This window comes from Rahnella inusitata (genome assembly GCF_018288855.1).
Classification (GTDB): Bacteria; Pseudomonadota; Gammaproteobacteria; order Enterobacterales; family Enterobacteriaceae; genus Rahnella; species Rahnella inusitata.
Genome location: NZ_CP065024.1, coordinates 910,174 through 925,927 on the forward strand (window position 1 = coordinate 910,174; position 15,754 = coordinate 925,927).

General features: G+C 53.5%; 17 protein-coding genes. 10 read left to right on the forward strand and 7 right to left on the reverse strand.

Annotation, left to right across the window (positions count from 1 at the left end):
* The first annotated feature begins 55 nt into the window (after positions 1-55).
* Together rlmB and I2123_RS04260 are read left to right on the forward strand one after the other, a co-directional pair.
* Positions 56-799 carry a 23S rRNA (guanosine(2251)-2'-O)-methyltransferase RlmB gene (rlmB, locus tag I2123_RS04255; protein ID WP_112168327.1) on the forward strand — a complete coding sequence of 248 codons (744 nt, stop codon included), beginning with the start codon at positions 56-58 and terminating at the stop codon, positions 797-799.
* Between the two features lie 137 nt (positions 800-936).
* Entirely contained in the window at positions 937-2,568 is a 1,632-nt protein-coding gene (locus tag I2123_RS04260) for an isovaleryl-CoA dehydrogenase (protein WP_213051853.1), read from the forward strand.
* Between the two features lie 3 nt (positions 2,569-2,571).
* Here the strand turns inward: I2123_RS04260 and bsmA are convergent, their stop codons facing one another.
* Positions 2,572-2,883 carry a biofilm peroxide resistance protein BsmA gene (gene bsmA, locus I2123_RS04265; protein WP_112168325.1) on the reverse strand — a complete coding sequence of 104 codons (312 nt, stop codon included), beginning with the start codon at positions 2,881-2,883 and terminating at the stop codon, positions 2,572-2,574.
* 95 nt (positions 2,884-2,978) lie between these two features.
* A complete protein-coding gene (locus I2123_RS04270) occupies positions 2,979-4,928 on the reverse strand; it encodes a methyl-accepting chemotaxis protein (protein WP_213051854.1) in 1,950 nt (649 codons plus the stop codon).
* A 279-nt stretch (positions 4,929-5,207) separates the two neighbouring features.
* On the opposite strand from I2123_RS04270, the gene yjfP reads away from it, so the two are divergent.
* The 5 genes from yjfP to rplI all read left to right on the forward strand — a co-directional run bounded on the left by yjfP (position 5,208) and on the right by rplI (position 7,548).
* Entirely contained in the window at positions 5,208-5,957 is a 750-nt protein-coding gene (gene yjfP / locus I2123_RS04275; RefSeq protein WP_112168342.1) for an esterase, read from the forward strand.
* A 151-nt stretch (positions 5,958-6,108) separates the two neighbouring features.
* The gene (gene rpsF, locus I2123_RS04280) at positions 6,109-6,501 is read left to right on the forward strand and encodes a 30S ribosomal protein S6 (RefSeq protein WP_013573776.1); all 393 of its coding nucleotides are present in this window, start codon (positions 6,109-6,111) and stop codon (positions 6,499-6,501) included.
* Between the two features lie 5 nt (positions 6,502-6,506).
* Positions 6,507-6,824 carry a primosomal replication protein N gene (priB, locus tag I2123_RS04285; protein WP_072158217.1) on the forward strand — a complete coding sequence of 106 codons (318 nt, stop codon included), beginning with the start codon at positions 6,507-6,509 and terminating at the stop codon, positions 6,822-6,824.
* A gap of 4 nt (positions 6,825-6,828) precedes the next feature.
* Positions 6,829-7,056 (forward strand): 30S ribosomal protein S18, encoded by a 228-nt coding sequence (gene rpsR / locus I2123_RS04290; RefSeq protein ID WP_004392491.1) that lies wholly within the window; start codon positions 6,829-6,831, stop codon positions 7,054-7,056.
* A gap of 39 nt (positions 7,057-7,095) precedes the next feature.
* The gene (gene rplI / locus I2123_RS04295) at positions 7,096-7,548 is read left to right on the forward strand and encodes a 50S ribosomal protein L9 (RefSeq protein WP_112168323.1); all 453 of its coding nucleotides are present in this window, start codon (positions 7,096-7,098) and stop codon (positions 7,546-7,548) included.
* 99 nt (positions 7,549-7,647) lie between these two features.
* Here the strand turns inward: rplI and I2123_RS04300 are convergent, their stop codons facing one another.
* A complete protein-coding gene (locus I2123_RS04300) occupies positions 7,648-8,355 on the reverse strand; it encodes an OapA family protein (RefSeq protein WP_213051855.1) in 708 nt (235 codons plus the stop codon).
* Positions 8,356-8,610: 255 nt separating this feature from the next.
* Between I2123_RS04300 and fklB the strand changes: the two genes are divergently transcribed.
* On the forward strand, positions 8,611-9,231 hold the full coding sequence (gene fklB / locus I2123_RS04305) for a BamJ family beta-barrel-assembly machinery protein (protein WP_112168321.1): 621 nt from the start codon (positions 8,611-8,613) through the stop codon (positions 9,229-9,231).
* Positions 9,232-9,306: 75 nt separating this feature from the next.
* Here fklB and ytfE read toward each other — a convergent pair whose 3' ends face one another.
* Together ytfE and I2123_RS04315 are read right to left on the reverse strand one after the other, a co-directional pair.
* A complete protein-coding gene (gene ytfE / locus I2123_RS04310; RefSeq protein WP_112168320.1) occupies positions 9,307-9,972 on the reverse strand; it encodes an iron-sulfur cluster repair protein YtfE in 666 nt (221 codons plus the stop codon).
* A 125-nt stretch (positions 9,973-10,097) separates the two neighbouring features.
* The gene (locus I2123_RS04315; RefSeq protein WP_213051856.1) at positions 10,098-12,047 is read right to left on the reverse strand and encodes a bifunctional 2',3'-cyclic-nucleotide 2'-phosphodiesterase/3'-nucleotidase; all 1,950 of its coding nucleotides are present in this window, start codon (positions 12,045-12,047) and stop codon (positions 10,098-10,100) included.
* Positions 12,048-12,270: 223 nt separating this feature from the next.
* Between I2123_RS04315 and cysQ the strand changes: the two genes are divergently transcribed.
* Positions 12,271-13,017: a 3'(2'),5'-bisphosphate nucleotidase CysQ gene (gene cysQ / locus I2123_RS04320; protein ID WP_112168318.1), complete on the forward strand. Its 747-nt coding sequence runs from the start codon at positions 12,271-12,273 to the stop codon at positions 13,015-13,017.
* Between the two features lie 53 nt (positions 13,018-13,070).
* Here the strand turns inward: cysQ and I2123_RS04325 are convergent, their stop codons facing one another.
* Positions 13,071-13,628, reverse strand: coding sequence for a YtfJ family protein (locus I2123_RS04325; protein ID WP_213051857.1), 558 nt, complete (start codon positions 13,626-13,628; stop codon positions 13,071-13,073).
* A gap of 312 nt (positions 13,629-13,940) precedes the next feature.
* On the opposite strand from I2123_RS04325, the gene I2123_RS04330 reads away from it, so the two are divergent.
* A complete protein-coding gene (locus I2123_RS04330) occupies positions 13,941-14,147 on the forward strand; it encodes a DUF1107 domain-containing protein (RefSeq protein WP_056782464.1) in 207 nt (68 codons plus the stop codon).
* A gap of 113 nt (positions 14,148-14,260) precedes the next feature.
* Here I2123_RS04330 and paeA read toward each other — a convergent pair whose 3' ends face one another.
* A complete protein-coding gene (paeA, locus tag I2123_RS04335; protein WP_112168316.1) occupies positions 14,261-15,616 on the reverse strand; it encodes a polyamine export protein PaeA in 1,356 nt (451 codons plus the stop codon).
* Positions 15,617-15,754 lie beyond the last annotated feature (138 nt).

Genomic DNA, 15,754 nt, shown 5'->3' on the forward strand with positions numbered 1-15,754 from the left:
TCCTTCGTTAAATTGCGGACAGCATGCTGTCCGCAAGTCTATTTTAAAGAGCATCATGAGCGAAATTATCTACGGTATTCATTCCGTTAAAGCCTTACTCGACAACGATCCGCAGCGCTTTCTGGAAGTCTTTATTCTGAAAGGCCGTGACGACAAACGTCTGAAGCCGTTGATCGACGAGCTGGAAGCCAGCGGCATTGTGATCCAGGTGGCTAACCGCCAGTGGCTGGATGAAAAATCCGAAGGTGCCGTGCATCAGGGGATCATTGCCCGCGTGCGCGAAGGCCGTCAGTATCAGGAAAACGATTTGCCTGCGCTGCTGGAAAGCCTCGAATCTCCGTTCCTGCTGGTGCTGGACGGCGTGACCGACCCGCATAACCTTGGCGCATGTTTGCGTACTGCCGATGCCGCCGGTGTCCATGCTGTGATTGTTCCGCGTGACCGCTCCGCCAAACTGAACGCGACGGCGAAAAAAGTCGCCAGCGGTGCAGCGGAAAACGTACCGTTGATCAACGTGACCAATCTCGCACGCACGTTACGTGTGTTGCAGGAGCACAATGTCTGGATCGTCGGGACGGCGGGCGAAGCCGATCACAATCTTTATCAGAGCAAAATGACCGGCCCGATGGCGCTGGTGATGGGCGCGGAAGGCGAAGGTATGCGCCGTCTGACCCGTGAACATTGCGACGAGCTGATCAGCATTCCTATGGCCGGCAGCGTGTCTTCACTGAACGTCTCCGTCGCGACCGGCGTTTGCCTGTTCGAAGCCGTGCGCCAGCGCGGTCTGAAGAAGAGCTGAGTTCAGTTTTCTTCACCCTTGTCTAAAACGGGAGCCTCAGGGCTCCCGTTTGCATTCCTGCCTTTGTGATCTGTCCACCTGTTAATTCCCCCATTTTTACCATACTGATGCCATGTCCTTTTATAAGGGAGCAGGCGATGAACTGGGAAACACACCGGGTTTTCAATCAACCCAAACCGCTGAGTAACAGCAATTTATTTCTCTCCGATACTCCGCTGCGAGAGGCTTTGTCACGGCAACAGGCCGGATGGGACGCCGACGTGCTGGCCTCTCTGGGGCAGCAGTTAGGTTCTGCAGAATCAATAGAGCTTGGCCGGCTGGCCAATGCCAATCCGCCCGATCTTTTGCGCTATGACGCCATGGGTGAACGCCTGGACGATGTGCGTTTCCACCCGGCGTGGCATTTGCTGATGCAAGGACTGATTGCCAACCGCGTACATAATCTGCCGTGGCAGGAAGATGCCCGCATCGGGTCGGCAGTCGCGCGCGCGGCAAGGTTTATTCTCCACGCCCAGGTGGAAGCCGGGACGTTATGCCCGGTGACCATGACCTTCGGAGCAATCCCGCTGCTGCAAAAATATCTGCCCGCAGAGTTCCGGGGCTGGCTGAAACCGCTGATGTCCGACCGTTACGACCCGCACTTGCAGTCCGGCGATCAGAAGAAAGGCGTGCTGATTGGCATGGGTATGACCGAGAAGCAGGGCGGTTCGGATGTGCTGAGCAACACCACGCGGGCTGCCGCGCTGGAAGGTCGCGGCAGCGGCAAACCCTATCATCTGGTCGGACATAAATGGTTTTTCTCGGTGCCCCAAAGCGACGCACATCTGGTGCTGGCGCAGGCAGAGGGCGGGCTGTCGTGCTTCTTTCTGCCGCGAGTATTGCCAGACGGCGAACGTAATGCCGTGCGCATCGAACGGCTCAAGGACAAGCTCGGCAACCGATCTAACGCCAGCAGCGAAGTGGAGTTTCAGAATGCCACTGGCTGGTTGCTGGGTGAAGAGGGTGAGGGCATCCGCCACATCCTGAAGATGGGCGGTCATACGCGTTTCGACTGCGCGCTGGGCAGCCATGCGATGATGCGCCGGGCGCTCTCGGTGGCGTTGTATCATGCGTTTCAGCGTCAGGTATTCGGTAAGCCACTGATCGAACAACCGCTGATGCGTCAGACGCTGAGCCGCATGGCGCTGCATCTGGAAGGGCAGACGATGCTACTGATGCGTCTCGCGGCGGCGTCGGGTGCGCAGGATAACCCGACGGAGCAATTGCTGTGCCGGTTGCTGACGCCTGCCGCCAAGTTCGAAGTGTGCCGTCAGGGTATCCCGTTTGTGGCGGAGGCGATGGAAGTGCTGGGCGGGATTGGGTATTGCGAAGACAGCGAGCTGCCGCGTTTGTACCGTGAAATGCCCGTCAACAGCATCTGGGAGGGTTCTGGCAACATTATGTGTCTCGATGTACTGCGAACGCTCAGGAAGCTGCCAGCCAGCGTAGAGCTCTTGCAACAGGCACTGCATCAGGCGCGTGGCCAGAACCGGGTATTTGATCGCGCCGCCCGTCAGTTTCTGCAACGCCTGCGCACGCCGGAAGAAGCACAGGGGCGCTGGCTGACCGGGCAGTTGTTTAATTTGCTGGCGGCGACGCAAATGCTGGAATTCGCTTCGCCGCCGATAGCGGACGCATGGTGCCGGATGGTGCTGGACCCGCGGGGTGAGACGCTGCTGCCGGAACGGTTGTGTCAGTTGCTGATCAACCGTGCCATCGGCGCAGAGTAAGGTTTAACGGTACAGCGTGGCCTGTGAATACCAACGCCCCGGCACAATGGTTTCGCTGTTAAACATGATCACGTAATACCGCGCACCCGCCGCATCGGCTTTGCGCTGGATTTCCGCTTCGGCGTCCATCGGGCTGCCAATCACGTCCGCAGTAATGCTGCCGATTTTGGTCAGCGTAGAGGTTTGAGCGCGGGTGACTTCCTGCGCTTTTTCCGTCGGCGCGGGCGGCGGGACGGGGGTGGTTTGCATCAGATTACTGCAACCGCTCAGTGCCGCCAGTATCAGCAGCGCAGCAGGGATTCGGAGGGATTTCATCGTGATATCCGGTAAGGGGGTAATACACAGAGTGTAGTCTTTTCCCCGGTGTGCTGGCGAGTCTGCGCGGCGTTTATTGCCGCGCGACTCACGTCTTAACGTTGTGAAATCTTAAATACGCTGACCAGTTGTGAAAGATGACGCCCTTGCTCGCTCAGCGCGGCGGCCGTTTGCTGTGAGTTTTCCACCAGAGTGGCATTCTCCTGCGTCGCTTTACCGATCTGCATAATGGCGATGTTCACCTGCGAAATACCTGCTGACTGCTCATGCGAGGCGATATCAATATCGCTCATCAGCACTTTCACCTGACGGATCCCCTGGAGAATATTGCTCATGTTTGCCTGTGTTTTGGCGGCGCTCTTGTGGCCGTCTTCCACTTTGCTCAGGGAATCTGCCACCAGGTTTTCGATCTCTTTCACCGCATTCGAACTGCGTTGCGCCAGTGCGCGGACTTCGGCGGCAACCACGGCGAAGCCACGGCCATGCTCACCCGCGCGGGCGGCTTCAACGGCAGCATTCAGTGCCAGAATATTGGTCTGGAAGGCAATGCCTTCAATGACCGTCGTGATGTCCGCAATACGCGTTGAAGCGTGTTTGATGGCTTCCATACTTTCAACGGACTGATCGACCGCCTCGGAGCCGACCGTCGCCGCCGTGTCCGTTTGCTGCACCAGCTGCGTCGCCTGCGTGGAGTTATCCGCCGTGTTCTGAACCGTGGCGGTGATCTGCTCCATGCTGGCCGACGTTTCTTCCAGACTGCTGGCCTGCGTACCAATCTGCTGATTGATCCGATCACTGTCTGAGGAGAGCGCCTGCGTGTTGTGCATGATTTCAGAAGAGACCAGACGCACTTCGCCGACGATTTTCTCCAGCCCGTGGCCGATGCCGTCAATGGCGTGCATCAGTGCGCCAATCTCATCCACGCGTTGCGTCTCGGCGCGTGCGCGCAAATCGCCGCTGGCATACTGCTGGGCGATATAAACTACGTCGCTGAGCGGGCGGCTGACCAGTTTGCGCGTCAGCCAGATAAACAGCGCCGCAAAGCACGCCAGTGCCAGCAGGCTTATCATCAGGAAATGATTACGCGTGCGGGTCACTTGTTCCATCAGGCTGTCTTTGTCCGTGGTGCCGACCACCACCCAATGCCAGGCGGGCACATTGGCATACACAATAAATTGCTGATGCTGACGGGTGGCATCGGTGTACTCGCGTTCGCCGCGTGACTGCGACATCACCTGATCCAGCACGCCTTCCGGCCATGCCGGTGTTTTCCCTTCGTCGGTCGCATGAACCAGATATTTCCCCAGATCCTTGCCGGGTGCGCTATTGAGCACAAAAAAAGACCCCTGCTCGCCGATGCGTTTCGACAGGATTTTCGTGCGCATATCGGCGTATTCTGCGGTGATATCAACACCGACAAACAGAATCCCAATCACGCTACCCTGTGCGTCACGCACCGGCTGATATTTGGTGATGTATTTTTTACCAAACAGCGTGGCCAGCCCGCTGAAAGAATCACCGGCCATGATTTTGGTATAAGCCGGGCTGGTGTTATCGAGCAGCGTGCCGATGGCACGGGTGCCGTCCTGCTTTTTGAGGGAAGTGGTAACGCGGATGAAATCGTCGCCACGGCGGGCGAACACGGTGGAAATCGCGCCGGTCCGTGCCAGAAAATCGTCGGGAATTTTGCTGTCAAGATTCAGCGGATTACCGCCGGCTTTGATGACCGGCGCAGATTGTTCGCCGACCATGACCGGACTGGCAGTATCGAGCTCAAAATTTTCTGGCAGGAAATGGCTGAACAACCGCGTATAGCTGTCCACTTCGGCATTCAGGCTGGCGTTATACATTTCAATCATGTCGACCACGCCGGTCACCTGTTCGGAAATGGCGTTCACCGCCAGTTCATTCACCTGTTTTCCGGCGGAATGGGTCAGTGACAGCGTGAAAATAATAAATAATGTCCCGACCAGCAGGGAGGCGATGGTGGCGAGTTTCGCGCCTATGCTCCATCGACGAAATGAGCGTTTTGATGCCGTTTTCATGGGGTTTTCCGTTAGCTTTTGATAGCGCACTAACGGCGTAAAATCGGAAAGGATTAATGATCAAATGTAACTATTTATTTCAATAAAAATTGATCTGAATCAAAGAAATAATATTGAAACTATGAATTTGAATTAAGGTAAAACCGCCAGATTCAGTACGCTTTATATAACCGGTTATAAATCATACGAAAAAGGTCTGGTCGCCCGGTTTCCTGCCAGTAAAATGAAAAAACAGACTCAGGTGGCTTTCTTTTCCAGCATGCGCAAATGGGGTATCAGATGGTTGAGATGTATGAAGAAAATATTGAAGGGATCCAGGTCATCCACGCGGTGCCTGCCGGACAATATCAGCAGCAGCTCCCGACGATTTTTTTCTACCACGGCTTTTTATCCTCAAAAGAGATCTACTCCTATTTTGGCTATACGCTGGCGAAGGCCGGTTTTCGCGTGATCCTGCCCGATGCGCTCATGCACGGTGCCCGCGCCGAAAGTGACCAGGCAAAATGTGTGGCACACTTCTGGCGCATATTGCAAAACAACGTGGAAGAACTGGCGGTGCTGAAGGACGTGTTTGTCGGACGCGGTCTGGCGGACCCGGCTCGCCTTGGCGTCGGTGGCGTATCAATGGGCGGCATGACAACCATGGCCGCGCTGGTGAAATTCCCGTGGGTAAAAGTGGCGGCGAACCTGATGGGCTCGGGCTATTTCTCGCGTTTATCACATCACCTTTTCCCGGCCTGCACCGCCGGTGACAGCGCACAGCGCGAAGTTTTTGAGCGCGAAGCTGCGCCATTACTGAGCCTCGATATCACCGGAAAAGCGGCATTAATCGCCGATAAACCTCTGTTTGTCTGGCATGGCGAGCAGGATGACGTGGTGCCGTTTGGCGAAAGTTTACGGTTGCAACAGGAACTGGCGGGCAGCGGCGCTGACAGCCATTTGACGTTCATTTCTGAGTCCGAAGCCAAACATAAAGTGACGGTGCATGCGCTTGCAGAAGCCACCGCATTCTTCGCGCAAAAGCTGTAGAGAAATTAATCTGTCTTTCTCCTTGAGTTTCGGCGGGGCTGTACATATAATTCCCCGTCATTTTTTCGACCGCACACATAACACGTTCCTTGCTTCCATGGGCCGCGGTTGACCCTGACAGGAGGCTGAATAATCCGTAAGGAGCAATTCTATGCGTCATTACGAAATCGTATTTATGGTACACCCTGACCAAAGCGAACAGGTTCCGGGCATGATCGAGCGTTACAGTGCAGTAATCACTAACGCTGCTGGTCAGATTCACCGTCTGGAAGACTGGGGCCGCCGTCAACTGGCTTACCCGATCAACAAACTGCACAAAGCTCACTACGTTCTGCTGAACGTTGAAGCCCCGCAGGAAGCGATCGATGAGCTGGAAACAAACTTCCGCTTCAACGACGCCGTTATCCGTAGCATGGTTATGCGTACTAAACACGCGGTAACTGAAGCATCTCCAATGGTTAAAGCGAAAGACGAACGTCGTGATCGTCGTGAAGATTTCGCTGAAGCTAATGATGATGCTGAAGCTGGGGATTCTGAAGAGTAATTGCCGTGACGGCGAATCGTCTGGTGTTGTCCGGCACAGTGTGCAAGACCCCCATTCGTAAAGTCAGTCCTTCGGGCATTCCTCACTGTCAGTTCGTGCTAGAGCATCGCTCGCAGCAGCAGGAGGCCGGATTTAACCGACAAACATGGTGCAGAATGCCTGTGGTTGTCAGTGGACAAGCGTCACAAGCATTAACTCACAGTATAACGGTCGGCACGCAACTCACTGTTTCTGGTTTCATTAGTTGCCATCAAGGGCGCAATGGACTGAACAAAGTGGTGTTACATGCCGAGCAGATTGAATTGATAGATTCTGGAGACTAGCCTAATGGCACGTTATTTCCGTCGTCGCAAGTTCTGCCGTTTCACCGCGGAAGGCGTTGTAGAGATTGATTACAAAGATATCGCTACGCTGAAAAACTACGTTACCGAAAGCGGTAAAATTGTCCCGAGCCGTATTACCGGTACTCGTGCAAAATACCAGCGTCAGCTCGCTCGTTGTATCAAGCGCGCTCGCTACCTTTCTTTGTTGCCATATACTGATCGTCATCAGTAATAGGCCACTGTCCATAAACGACTTTGAGAGGTTAAGGTAATGCAAGTTATTCTGCTTGATAAAGTAGCAAACCTGGGCAGCCTGGGTGATCAAGTTAACGTTAAAGCGGGCTACGCTCGTAACTTCCTGGTACCACAGGGCAAAGCTGTTCCTGCTACCAAGAAAAACGTTGAGTTCTTCGAAGCACGTCGTGCAGAACTGGAAGCCAAACTGGCTGACGTTCTGAACGCTGCTGAAGCTCGTGCAACTAAAATCAACGAACTGGGTTCAGTCACCATCGCGTCTAAATCAGGCGACGAAGGCAAACTGTTCGGCTCTATCGGTACTCGCGATATTGCTGATGCAGTGACTGCAGCTGGCGTTGAAGTTGCAAAAAGCGAAGTTCGTTTGCCGAATGGCGTTCTGCGTACCACTGGTGAACACGAAGTTGAGTTCCAGGTACACAGCGACGTATTCGCTAAACTGAATGTCGTTGTGGTTCCAGAAGCGTAATAACGCTGAAGGTAACCCTGAAACGCCGGCCCTGTGCCGGCGTTTTGCATTTCTGCGTCAGGGAAAATGTTTTATCAGAGAGGGACTCTGGCAGGCGTATCAGTTTTCGCGCTGGAAGCTGCCGTCCGACTGACGGACAAACGTTACGGTAACGTTCTGTTCGGTCGTGACCTGTAACGCTTTCACGACTCCTTGCGCATCGCGCTGAATCTTCACTTCCTGTCCGGTTTTCAACGTACTCAGCGGTTTCTCCGCGCCTTCTACCCGCGCCATCGAAAACACATCGTTAACGGCCATATTGTTATCGCGGAACAGCTGCGCCAACGTCTGACCTGACTGCACCTGATAACTGCGCCATGTGGCGCTGTTGTCGTTCGCCTGTGGCTGAACAGGTTCAGGCTGTGCCATCTGTGTGGTACGGCCCTGATCGTTACGCAAATCGGCCTGCATCGGAATGCTTGTCGGCTGTTGCGGTTGCGAAGGAGCGTAAGTATTTTCCGGCGTATACGGCCACAGCAGGGCGATAAGGATCACCAGCACGCTGATGATAATGCCGCGACGATGGGCATAAGGCAGTGGCGACATCCAGTGGAAGCCGTCGCTCAGGTGCCAGATTTTGCTCAACAGCATTTTGCTTTTGGAGGCAGCAGAAGGGTTAGTCTCGGGTTGCCCGGTCGTTTCTTCGCTTTCGCTGTCACTCTGCGCTGTCGTGTCTCGCATTGGCCTTTTCATAATGGCAATCCAGGATCTCAACATGGGTTGATAAATACGGATGGCTTTCCTTCTCCTGGGCGGGATTCTGCCCATGACGACCTCTCTTGTTAACTGTCGCATTTTCGACTGTCTGTTGCTGCCTAGTATAGCCGTTTAACTGCTTGATGCGGAAAGGGACAAAGCATAAATATCATTCAAACGATGGCCTGGATGGCGACAAAAGCGAAAAATTTATCGAAAAGTGGAATGAACTGCGTCCGCCGTCATGTTGCCTCAGAGAGGATTTTACCCAAAAGCTCTGCACTGCTATGCTGCGCGTTCGACATTTTTAAGAGCTAAGGAAAATTCATGACTACCCCTTCATTTGACAGCGTAGAAGCGCAGGCAAGTTACGGTATCGGCCTGCAGGTCGGTCAACAGTTGCAGGAATCAGGTTTGCAGGGCTTAGAGCCTGATGCACTGCTGGCAGGCTTACGTGACGCGCTGGAAGGGAACACGCCAGCCGTTCCTGTAGACGTGGTTCACCGTGCACTGCGCGAAGTCCACGAACGTGCTGACTCTGTCCGTCGTGAACGTCAGGAAGCACTGGCCGTTCAGGGTCAGGAATTCCTGGCTCAGAACGCACAGCGCGAAGGCGTGAGCAGCACCGAGTCCGGTCTGCAATTCTCTGTGATTACTCAGGGCGAAGGTACCATCCCAGGCCGTCAGGATCGCGTACGCGTTCATTACACCGGGAAACTGATCGACGGTACCGTGTTCGACAGCTCGGTGCAGCGCGGCGAACCGGCTGAATTCCCGGTTAACGGCGTGATCGCAGGCTGGATCGAAGCCCTGACCCTGATGCCGGTCGGCTCCAAGTGGGAGCTGTACATCCCTCATAACCTCGCTTACGGCGAGCGTGGCGCGGGTGCGTCCATCCCTCCTTACAGCGCACTGATCTTTGAAGTTGAGCTGCTGGAAATTCTGTAATTCCCGACGGAACACAGAAACGAAAAGGGCGCAAATGCGCCCTTTTTTACGTCCGCAGTTTATGGCAACGCCGGTTTATTCGCCGCGCAATGCCCGCGGGAACAACAGGTTATTTTCAAGATGGATGTGTTCCATCAGGTCGGTGATGAATTCATTGATCCCGGCATACAGCGCACGCCACGTCACACAGGCACCTTCTGGCGGGGTCACGTTATCGGTCAGGCGTTTGATCTCTTCGAGGATCTCACCCGCATCATCATGCTCACGTTCCATGACAGATATCGGACCGGCCGCCTGACGTCCCATTCCGTCGCGGATCATCGGGAACAAAATCTGCTCCTCCTTCATCATATGGCTGGTCAGTTCGTCGAGGATCATTTGCAACTGGACCGCCAGACCGTGCGGGCAGGGCGCTTTATCGCCGTGAACGCGTTCGACTTTTTCTGCCATCAGTACCAGTTCAGGTAGATCCTGACGGTGCCTGTCGTGATAGCGCGGGATGATGAAATCGATAATTTGCGCCAGCGGCGCCGCTTTCCAGTCTGCCGAGGTATCCGGCTGCTGAGCAATTTCAGCCAGTTGTTGCTCGATAAGATCGATATCCAGATCCTTTTTGGTCACGGCGCGCAGCAAAGTTTGTTTGCCCCCGCAGCAGAAATCCAGATCGTATTGACGAAATAAACGGGTGGCGCGGGGAATGGCAACTGCCAGAGCACCAAGGGGTTGGTCGCGATAGTCCATGATGAAGCCTCGTTAAATGATGAAATCTTATAACATGCATTATAAATACATGTTTAAAGCGAAGCTATAGCTCAAAGGAAGTACAGGAAAAAAAAACGCCCCGGACGGGGCGTTGGAGAAGGGGCTTATTTCTGCAAATCGACCTGATAAATTTCAAAGCCGATGGCATCCGTTCCTTTAGCCGTTAGCGGATACTGAGCGTGAGATTTAATAAAGGCCGCCGCTTTGTCACCCGGTGAAGTTTCGAAGCGAATATCCAGCGGTTGCGAAGCCTTAACAGGCGCAAGTTTCCAGTTGTTATCGGCAGTTGGCGTCACTGCGCCGTGCTTTTTAGTTTCAGCGCTGATATATGCCGCGACCACGGAACGGTTTTCATCCGGCGACGCAAAGGCGATATGCTTGTCGCCAGTGCCAGCGAATTTCCCACCGTACGCACGGTAGTTATTGGTCGCGACCAGGAAGGTGGCTTTCAGATCAATCGGCTTACCGTTATAGGTCAGGTTTTTAATACGTTCGGCATCTTTGTTGATGAGCGTACATTCACCGTCGTACTTCGCCGGCTGGCTGACATCAATCTGATAGTTCACGCCGTCGATCACGTCGAAGTTATAGGTGCGGAAACCTTCCCAGTTGATCAGCGACTGCGGTTTGGTGCTGTTTACATCTATTTGATTGAACTGACCGGCTGAGCATTCCAGCCAGTCTTTCACTTCCTGGCCGCTGACTTTCATGACCACCAGCGTATTCGGATAAAGATACAAATCCGCCGCGTTACGGAACGTCAGATCGCCTTTTTCCACTTCGACAAAACTGGCCGGATCGTTTTTACGTCCGCCGACTTTAAACGGTGCCGCCGCCGACAGCACCGGCAGGCCCGCGAGATCCGGATCGCCCTGAATGAAGTGTTCGGTATAGGCTTTCTGCGCATTGTTAACAATCTGCACCGTAGGATCGTCCTGCACCAGCGCCAGATAGCTGTACATGTTATCGGTCGATTTCCCGATCGGTTTACTGACGAATTCGCGCGTTGCGTCATGGGACGGCGCGAGCACTTTCACCAGATCCTGGTCTTCCGGTGCCAGCGATTTCTTCTGCTCTTTGTCGTAAATAGACCGTGCTTCGGCTTTGGCCGTTTCAACTTTCCAGCTGCCGTTGTCGTTATTCAGCACCATATCGACCACGCCCAGATGATCGCCCCACATGCCGGGCATCACGGCTGGAATGCCATTCAGGGTGCCCTGTTTGATGTCCGCGCCTTTGATGCTGGCAAATTCTTCGCTCGGGAAGACCGCGTGGGCATGGCCGAACATGATGGCGTCGATGCCTTTCACTTCGCTCAGATAATAGACTGAGTTTTCCGCCATAGTTTTATAGGGATCACCGGACAGGCCGGAGTGCGGAATGGCGATAATGATGTCAGCACCCTGTTTGCGCATTTCCGGGATCCACTTTTTGGCGGTCTCGGTGATGTCCGCAACGGTCACTTTGCCTTGCAGGTTGGCCTTGTCCCAGACCATGATTTGCGGCGGTACAAAACCGATATAGCCGATGCGCAGATTATGGGTTTTACCCTCGCGGTCTTTTACAGCGTTATCGGTGATGAGGAACGGCGTAAACAACGGTTTACCGGTTTTATCGTCGATGACGTTGGCATTCACATAGGGGAATTTCGCCCCCGCCAGCGCTTTCTTCAGATAATCCAGCCCGTAGTTGAATTCGTGATTGCCCAGGTTGCCGACGGCATAATCGAGCGTATTCATCGCCAGATACACCGGATGCACATCGCCCTTTTTCAGTCCTTTCGCCGCCATGTAATCGCCCAGCGGACTGCCCTGAATGATATCGCCATTGTCGACGAGGACGGAGTTAGTTACTTCGTTACGCGCCGCGTGGATCAGGCTGGCGGTGCGCACCAGTCCAAATTTCTCGGTCGGTTTATCTTTGTAATAGTCGAAGTCCATCATGTTGCTGTGCAGATCCGTGGTTTCCATGATGCGCAGATCCACCTGTGACGCGTACGCCGGTAATGCGACCAGCGTTGCCAACAGGGATAACGTCAGATGACGCTTATTCATTGCCTTGCCTCCAGAGAAAGGGCGATGCCCGGAATAGAAAAACCGGATATGTATCTCAAAATTCGCTGAGAATGTAATCAGTTGTCATAAATAAATGTGAGATGTAACACCTTTATGACGGCGTGACGCGGCGTAAGTGACAGGCTGATAACATTCCGGGATGGCTATTACGGACAAAAAAAACTAGGCTTGAACAATGAGAGTGAATGCATCGAGGGTGAAAATGTTAGAGCAAATTTGTCAGCTGGCGCGCGATGCAGGCGATGCCATTATGGCGGTGTATGACGGCGAACAGCCGCTCGACGCCCGTCAGAAAAAAGATGATTCACCGGTGACCGCAGCAGATATTGCCGCGCATGACGTGATCAAAGCCGGTCTGCAAAAACTGGATCCACAGACGCCGATGTTGTCGGAGGAAGATCCGCAAAGCTGGAGCGAGCGTCAGGGCTGGACGCGGTACTGGCTGGTCGATCCGCTGGATGGCACCAAAGAGTTCCTCAAGCGTAATGGCGAATTCACGGTGAATATTGCGCTTATCGAAGATGGCGTGCCGGTGCTGGGGGTGGTGTATGTGCCGGTGACCAAAGTGATGTACAGCGCGGCGGAAGGCAAAGCCTGGAAAGAAGATCAGGGTGAGCGCCGTCAGATTAACGTCAGTGAAGCGCATCCGCCGTTGGTGGTGGTGAGCCGTTCGCATTATGACAACGATCAGGAACTGAAAGATTATCTGGCGCAACTCGGTGAACATCAGACGATTGCCGTAGGTTCTTCGCTGAAATTCTGTCTGGTGGCAGAAGGTTCTGCACAGCTTTATCCGCGCTTCGGGCCGACCAATATTTGGGATACCGGTGCCGGGCATGCGGTAGCGATTGCTGCGGGTGCCAAGGTGAATGACTGGACCGGGCAGACCTTGCTGTATACGCCGCGTGAATCCTTCCTCAATCCGGGTTTTCGGGTTTCGTTGTTCTAAACCCTGCCTGAAAAATGCAAATCCCGGCGTTAAAGCCGGGATTTTTTATGCCACTATTCTTTGACCAGATGATCCACCAGCGTAATCACCTGCTGCACTTCCTGCGGTGAAAGCTGCCCATCTTTGGCGAATTTAATTACGCCGTTTTTATCCAGCACCGCCACCGCCGAGCTTTCCGGCTGCAGCTGCCACGCCTTTTTCACCACGCCATTGCTGTCGACAATGATCTGCGACCACGGGAATTCCCGCTTGCCGCTTTCAATGCTTTTACGCACGAACAGACTGGTGCCGATAATGGCATCGTCAATGTTGACGATGGTCGTCGTCTGGTAACGATCATGCGGTAAATTCGCCGCCTTGATGGCTTCAATCAGGGGTTCATTCAGTGCTTTAGCACTGCTTCTTCCCGCCATATGCTGCACGATACGCACTTTTCCCGGCAGTCTGGCGCTGTTCCATTTGGTGTAGCTGAACGTGTCGTTGACGTCGTTCAGTTCGCCTTTGTCATCGACGCCGACGGGTGCCACGCGCTGGCCGAGGGTGAAGTTATGGGCCGATGCAAAAAGCGAAAATGTCATAAAACTGATCACACACAGACTTCTTAGAAGCATACATTCTCCGGGGCACAAAAGGGCAGACTCGCCAAGCATAGGATCGCTTAAGTGGTCTGTCCTGTTGAGTTGTTAAATTTGTGTTGCTGGTTACAAAATTGACACATAAAGCAGGGTTATACTGCCATCCAGTGTCAGGGATTAAGACAATACTGAAAAGCAATGTAAAAGCAGTTAAATACACTGGCAATACCTGAGTGCCCTGCTATGTTATATGTCTCATCACTGCAATTGTTCCTTTTTCTGTTCCGGTATCTGTCGCCTTGCGACGTGGCCGGCGCATGCAGTGATTTAACGGAGAAAAGTAGAAAAATGAGAATCTTCCAGCGTTACAATCCGATGAAAGTCGCGAAGTACGTCAAGACATTGTTCCGTGGACGTTTGTATATCAAAGACGTCGGCGCTTTTGAGTTTGACCAAGGCAAAATTCTGCTGCCAAAGGTTCGTGATAAGCGCCACTTTAGCGTGATGTCTGAAGTTAACCGTCAGGTTACGCATTTGCAGACAGAAATGGGTTAAACGCCCCGCGCGTAGTCGCTGATGCCCACCTGGCGCAGCAGGCGCAAAAAAAACGGCCCCTCTGAAAGGGGCCGTTCGTGTTTCTGGCATTCGGAAAGTGCACGGTTACACCGTTATGACTGCGCCTGCGCTTTCTTCTCGTCTTTGATTTCCTGCGGCGTCTTCGGCAGCAGAGGCGCAACGGGCTGATCGACAATGCGGGTCACCAGCAGCTGATCAATCTTGTAGCTGTCGATATCGACCACTTCAAATTTATAGCCGGAGAATTTCACAAAATCCGTACGCTTAGGGATTTTACGCAGCATGAACATCATGAAACCGCCGATGGTTTCATAGTTACCCGCCTGCGGGAACGCTTCGATATGCAGCACGCGCATCACATCTTCGATCGGCGTACCGCCTTCAATCAGCCAGGAATGCTCGTCACGCGCCACAATCTGCTCTTCCATGCCCTGACCCACTAAATCGCCCATCAGCGTCGTCATCACGTCGTTGAGCGTGATAATGCCGACCACCAGCGCGTATTCGTTGAGGATCACCGCGAAGTCTTCTCCGGCGGCTTTAAAGCTTTCCAGCGCTTCGGACAGCGTCAGGGTATCCGGCACGATCAGGGCGTTGCGGATCTGTACGCCGCTGCTCAGCATTAAACTCTGATTGCCCAGCACGCGGTTCAGTAAGTCTTTCGAATCCACGTAGCCCACGACCTGATCAATATGACCGTCACAGACCAGGAATTTTGAGTGCGGATGCGTCGAAATCTTCTCTTTAATGCTCTCTTCGCTTTCGCGCAGATCGAAGAAAATGACGCTCTCACGCGAAGTCATCGATGACGGCACGGTGCGTGATTCCAGCTCGAACACGTTTTCAATCAGCTCATGTTCCTGCTTACGCAACACCCCGGCCAACGCGCCAGCTTCCACGACGGCATAAATGTCGTCAGAGGTGATGTCGTCGTTACGCACCATCGGCAATTTGAACAGGCGAAAAATCATGTTCGCCATTCCGTTGAAGAACCACACCATCGGGCGGCACACCAACAGGCAGAAACGCATCGGGTTGACTATACGGACCGCAACCGATTCAGGTGAAATCATACCGATGCGCTTCGGAGTGAGGTCAGCGAACAGAATAAACAGACTGGTGACCAGCACGAAGGAGCAGATAAAGCTGATTTGATCCGCCATTTCTGGCGACATGAAACGAATAAAGAAGGACTGGAACGCTGGGGAGAATGCGGCATCGCCGACAATACCACCGAGGATGGCGACGGCATTCAGGCCAATCTGTACCACGGTGAAGAACAGGCCAGGGGTTTCCTGTAGTTTCATTACGCGGGAGGCATTGACGTTTCCTTCGTCTGCCAACTGTTTAAGTTTTATCTTACGGGAAGCGGCCAGCGATATCTCTGAAAGCGAGAAAAAGGCACTGATCGCGATAAGTAAAAGAATCAGTAAAATACTGTTTAACATAATCTATCCGTTTAACACCGGTGTGAACCGGCAGGGAAAGGCACTCATTATTTTTGCTGCTTATTGATGACTCAGCTCAACGTCATTTTAATCTCTGATTAAAAGTCGGTTCAGAAGAAAGAAGCATTAAGGATGAAA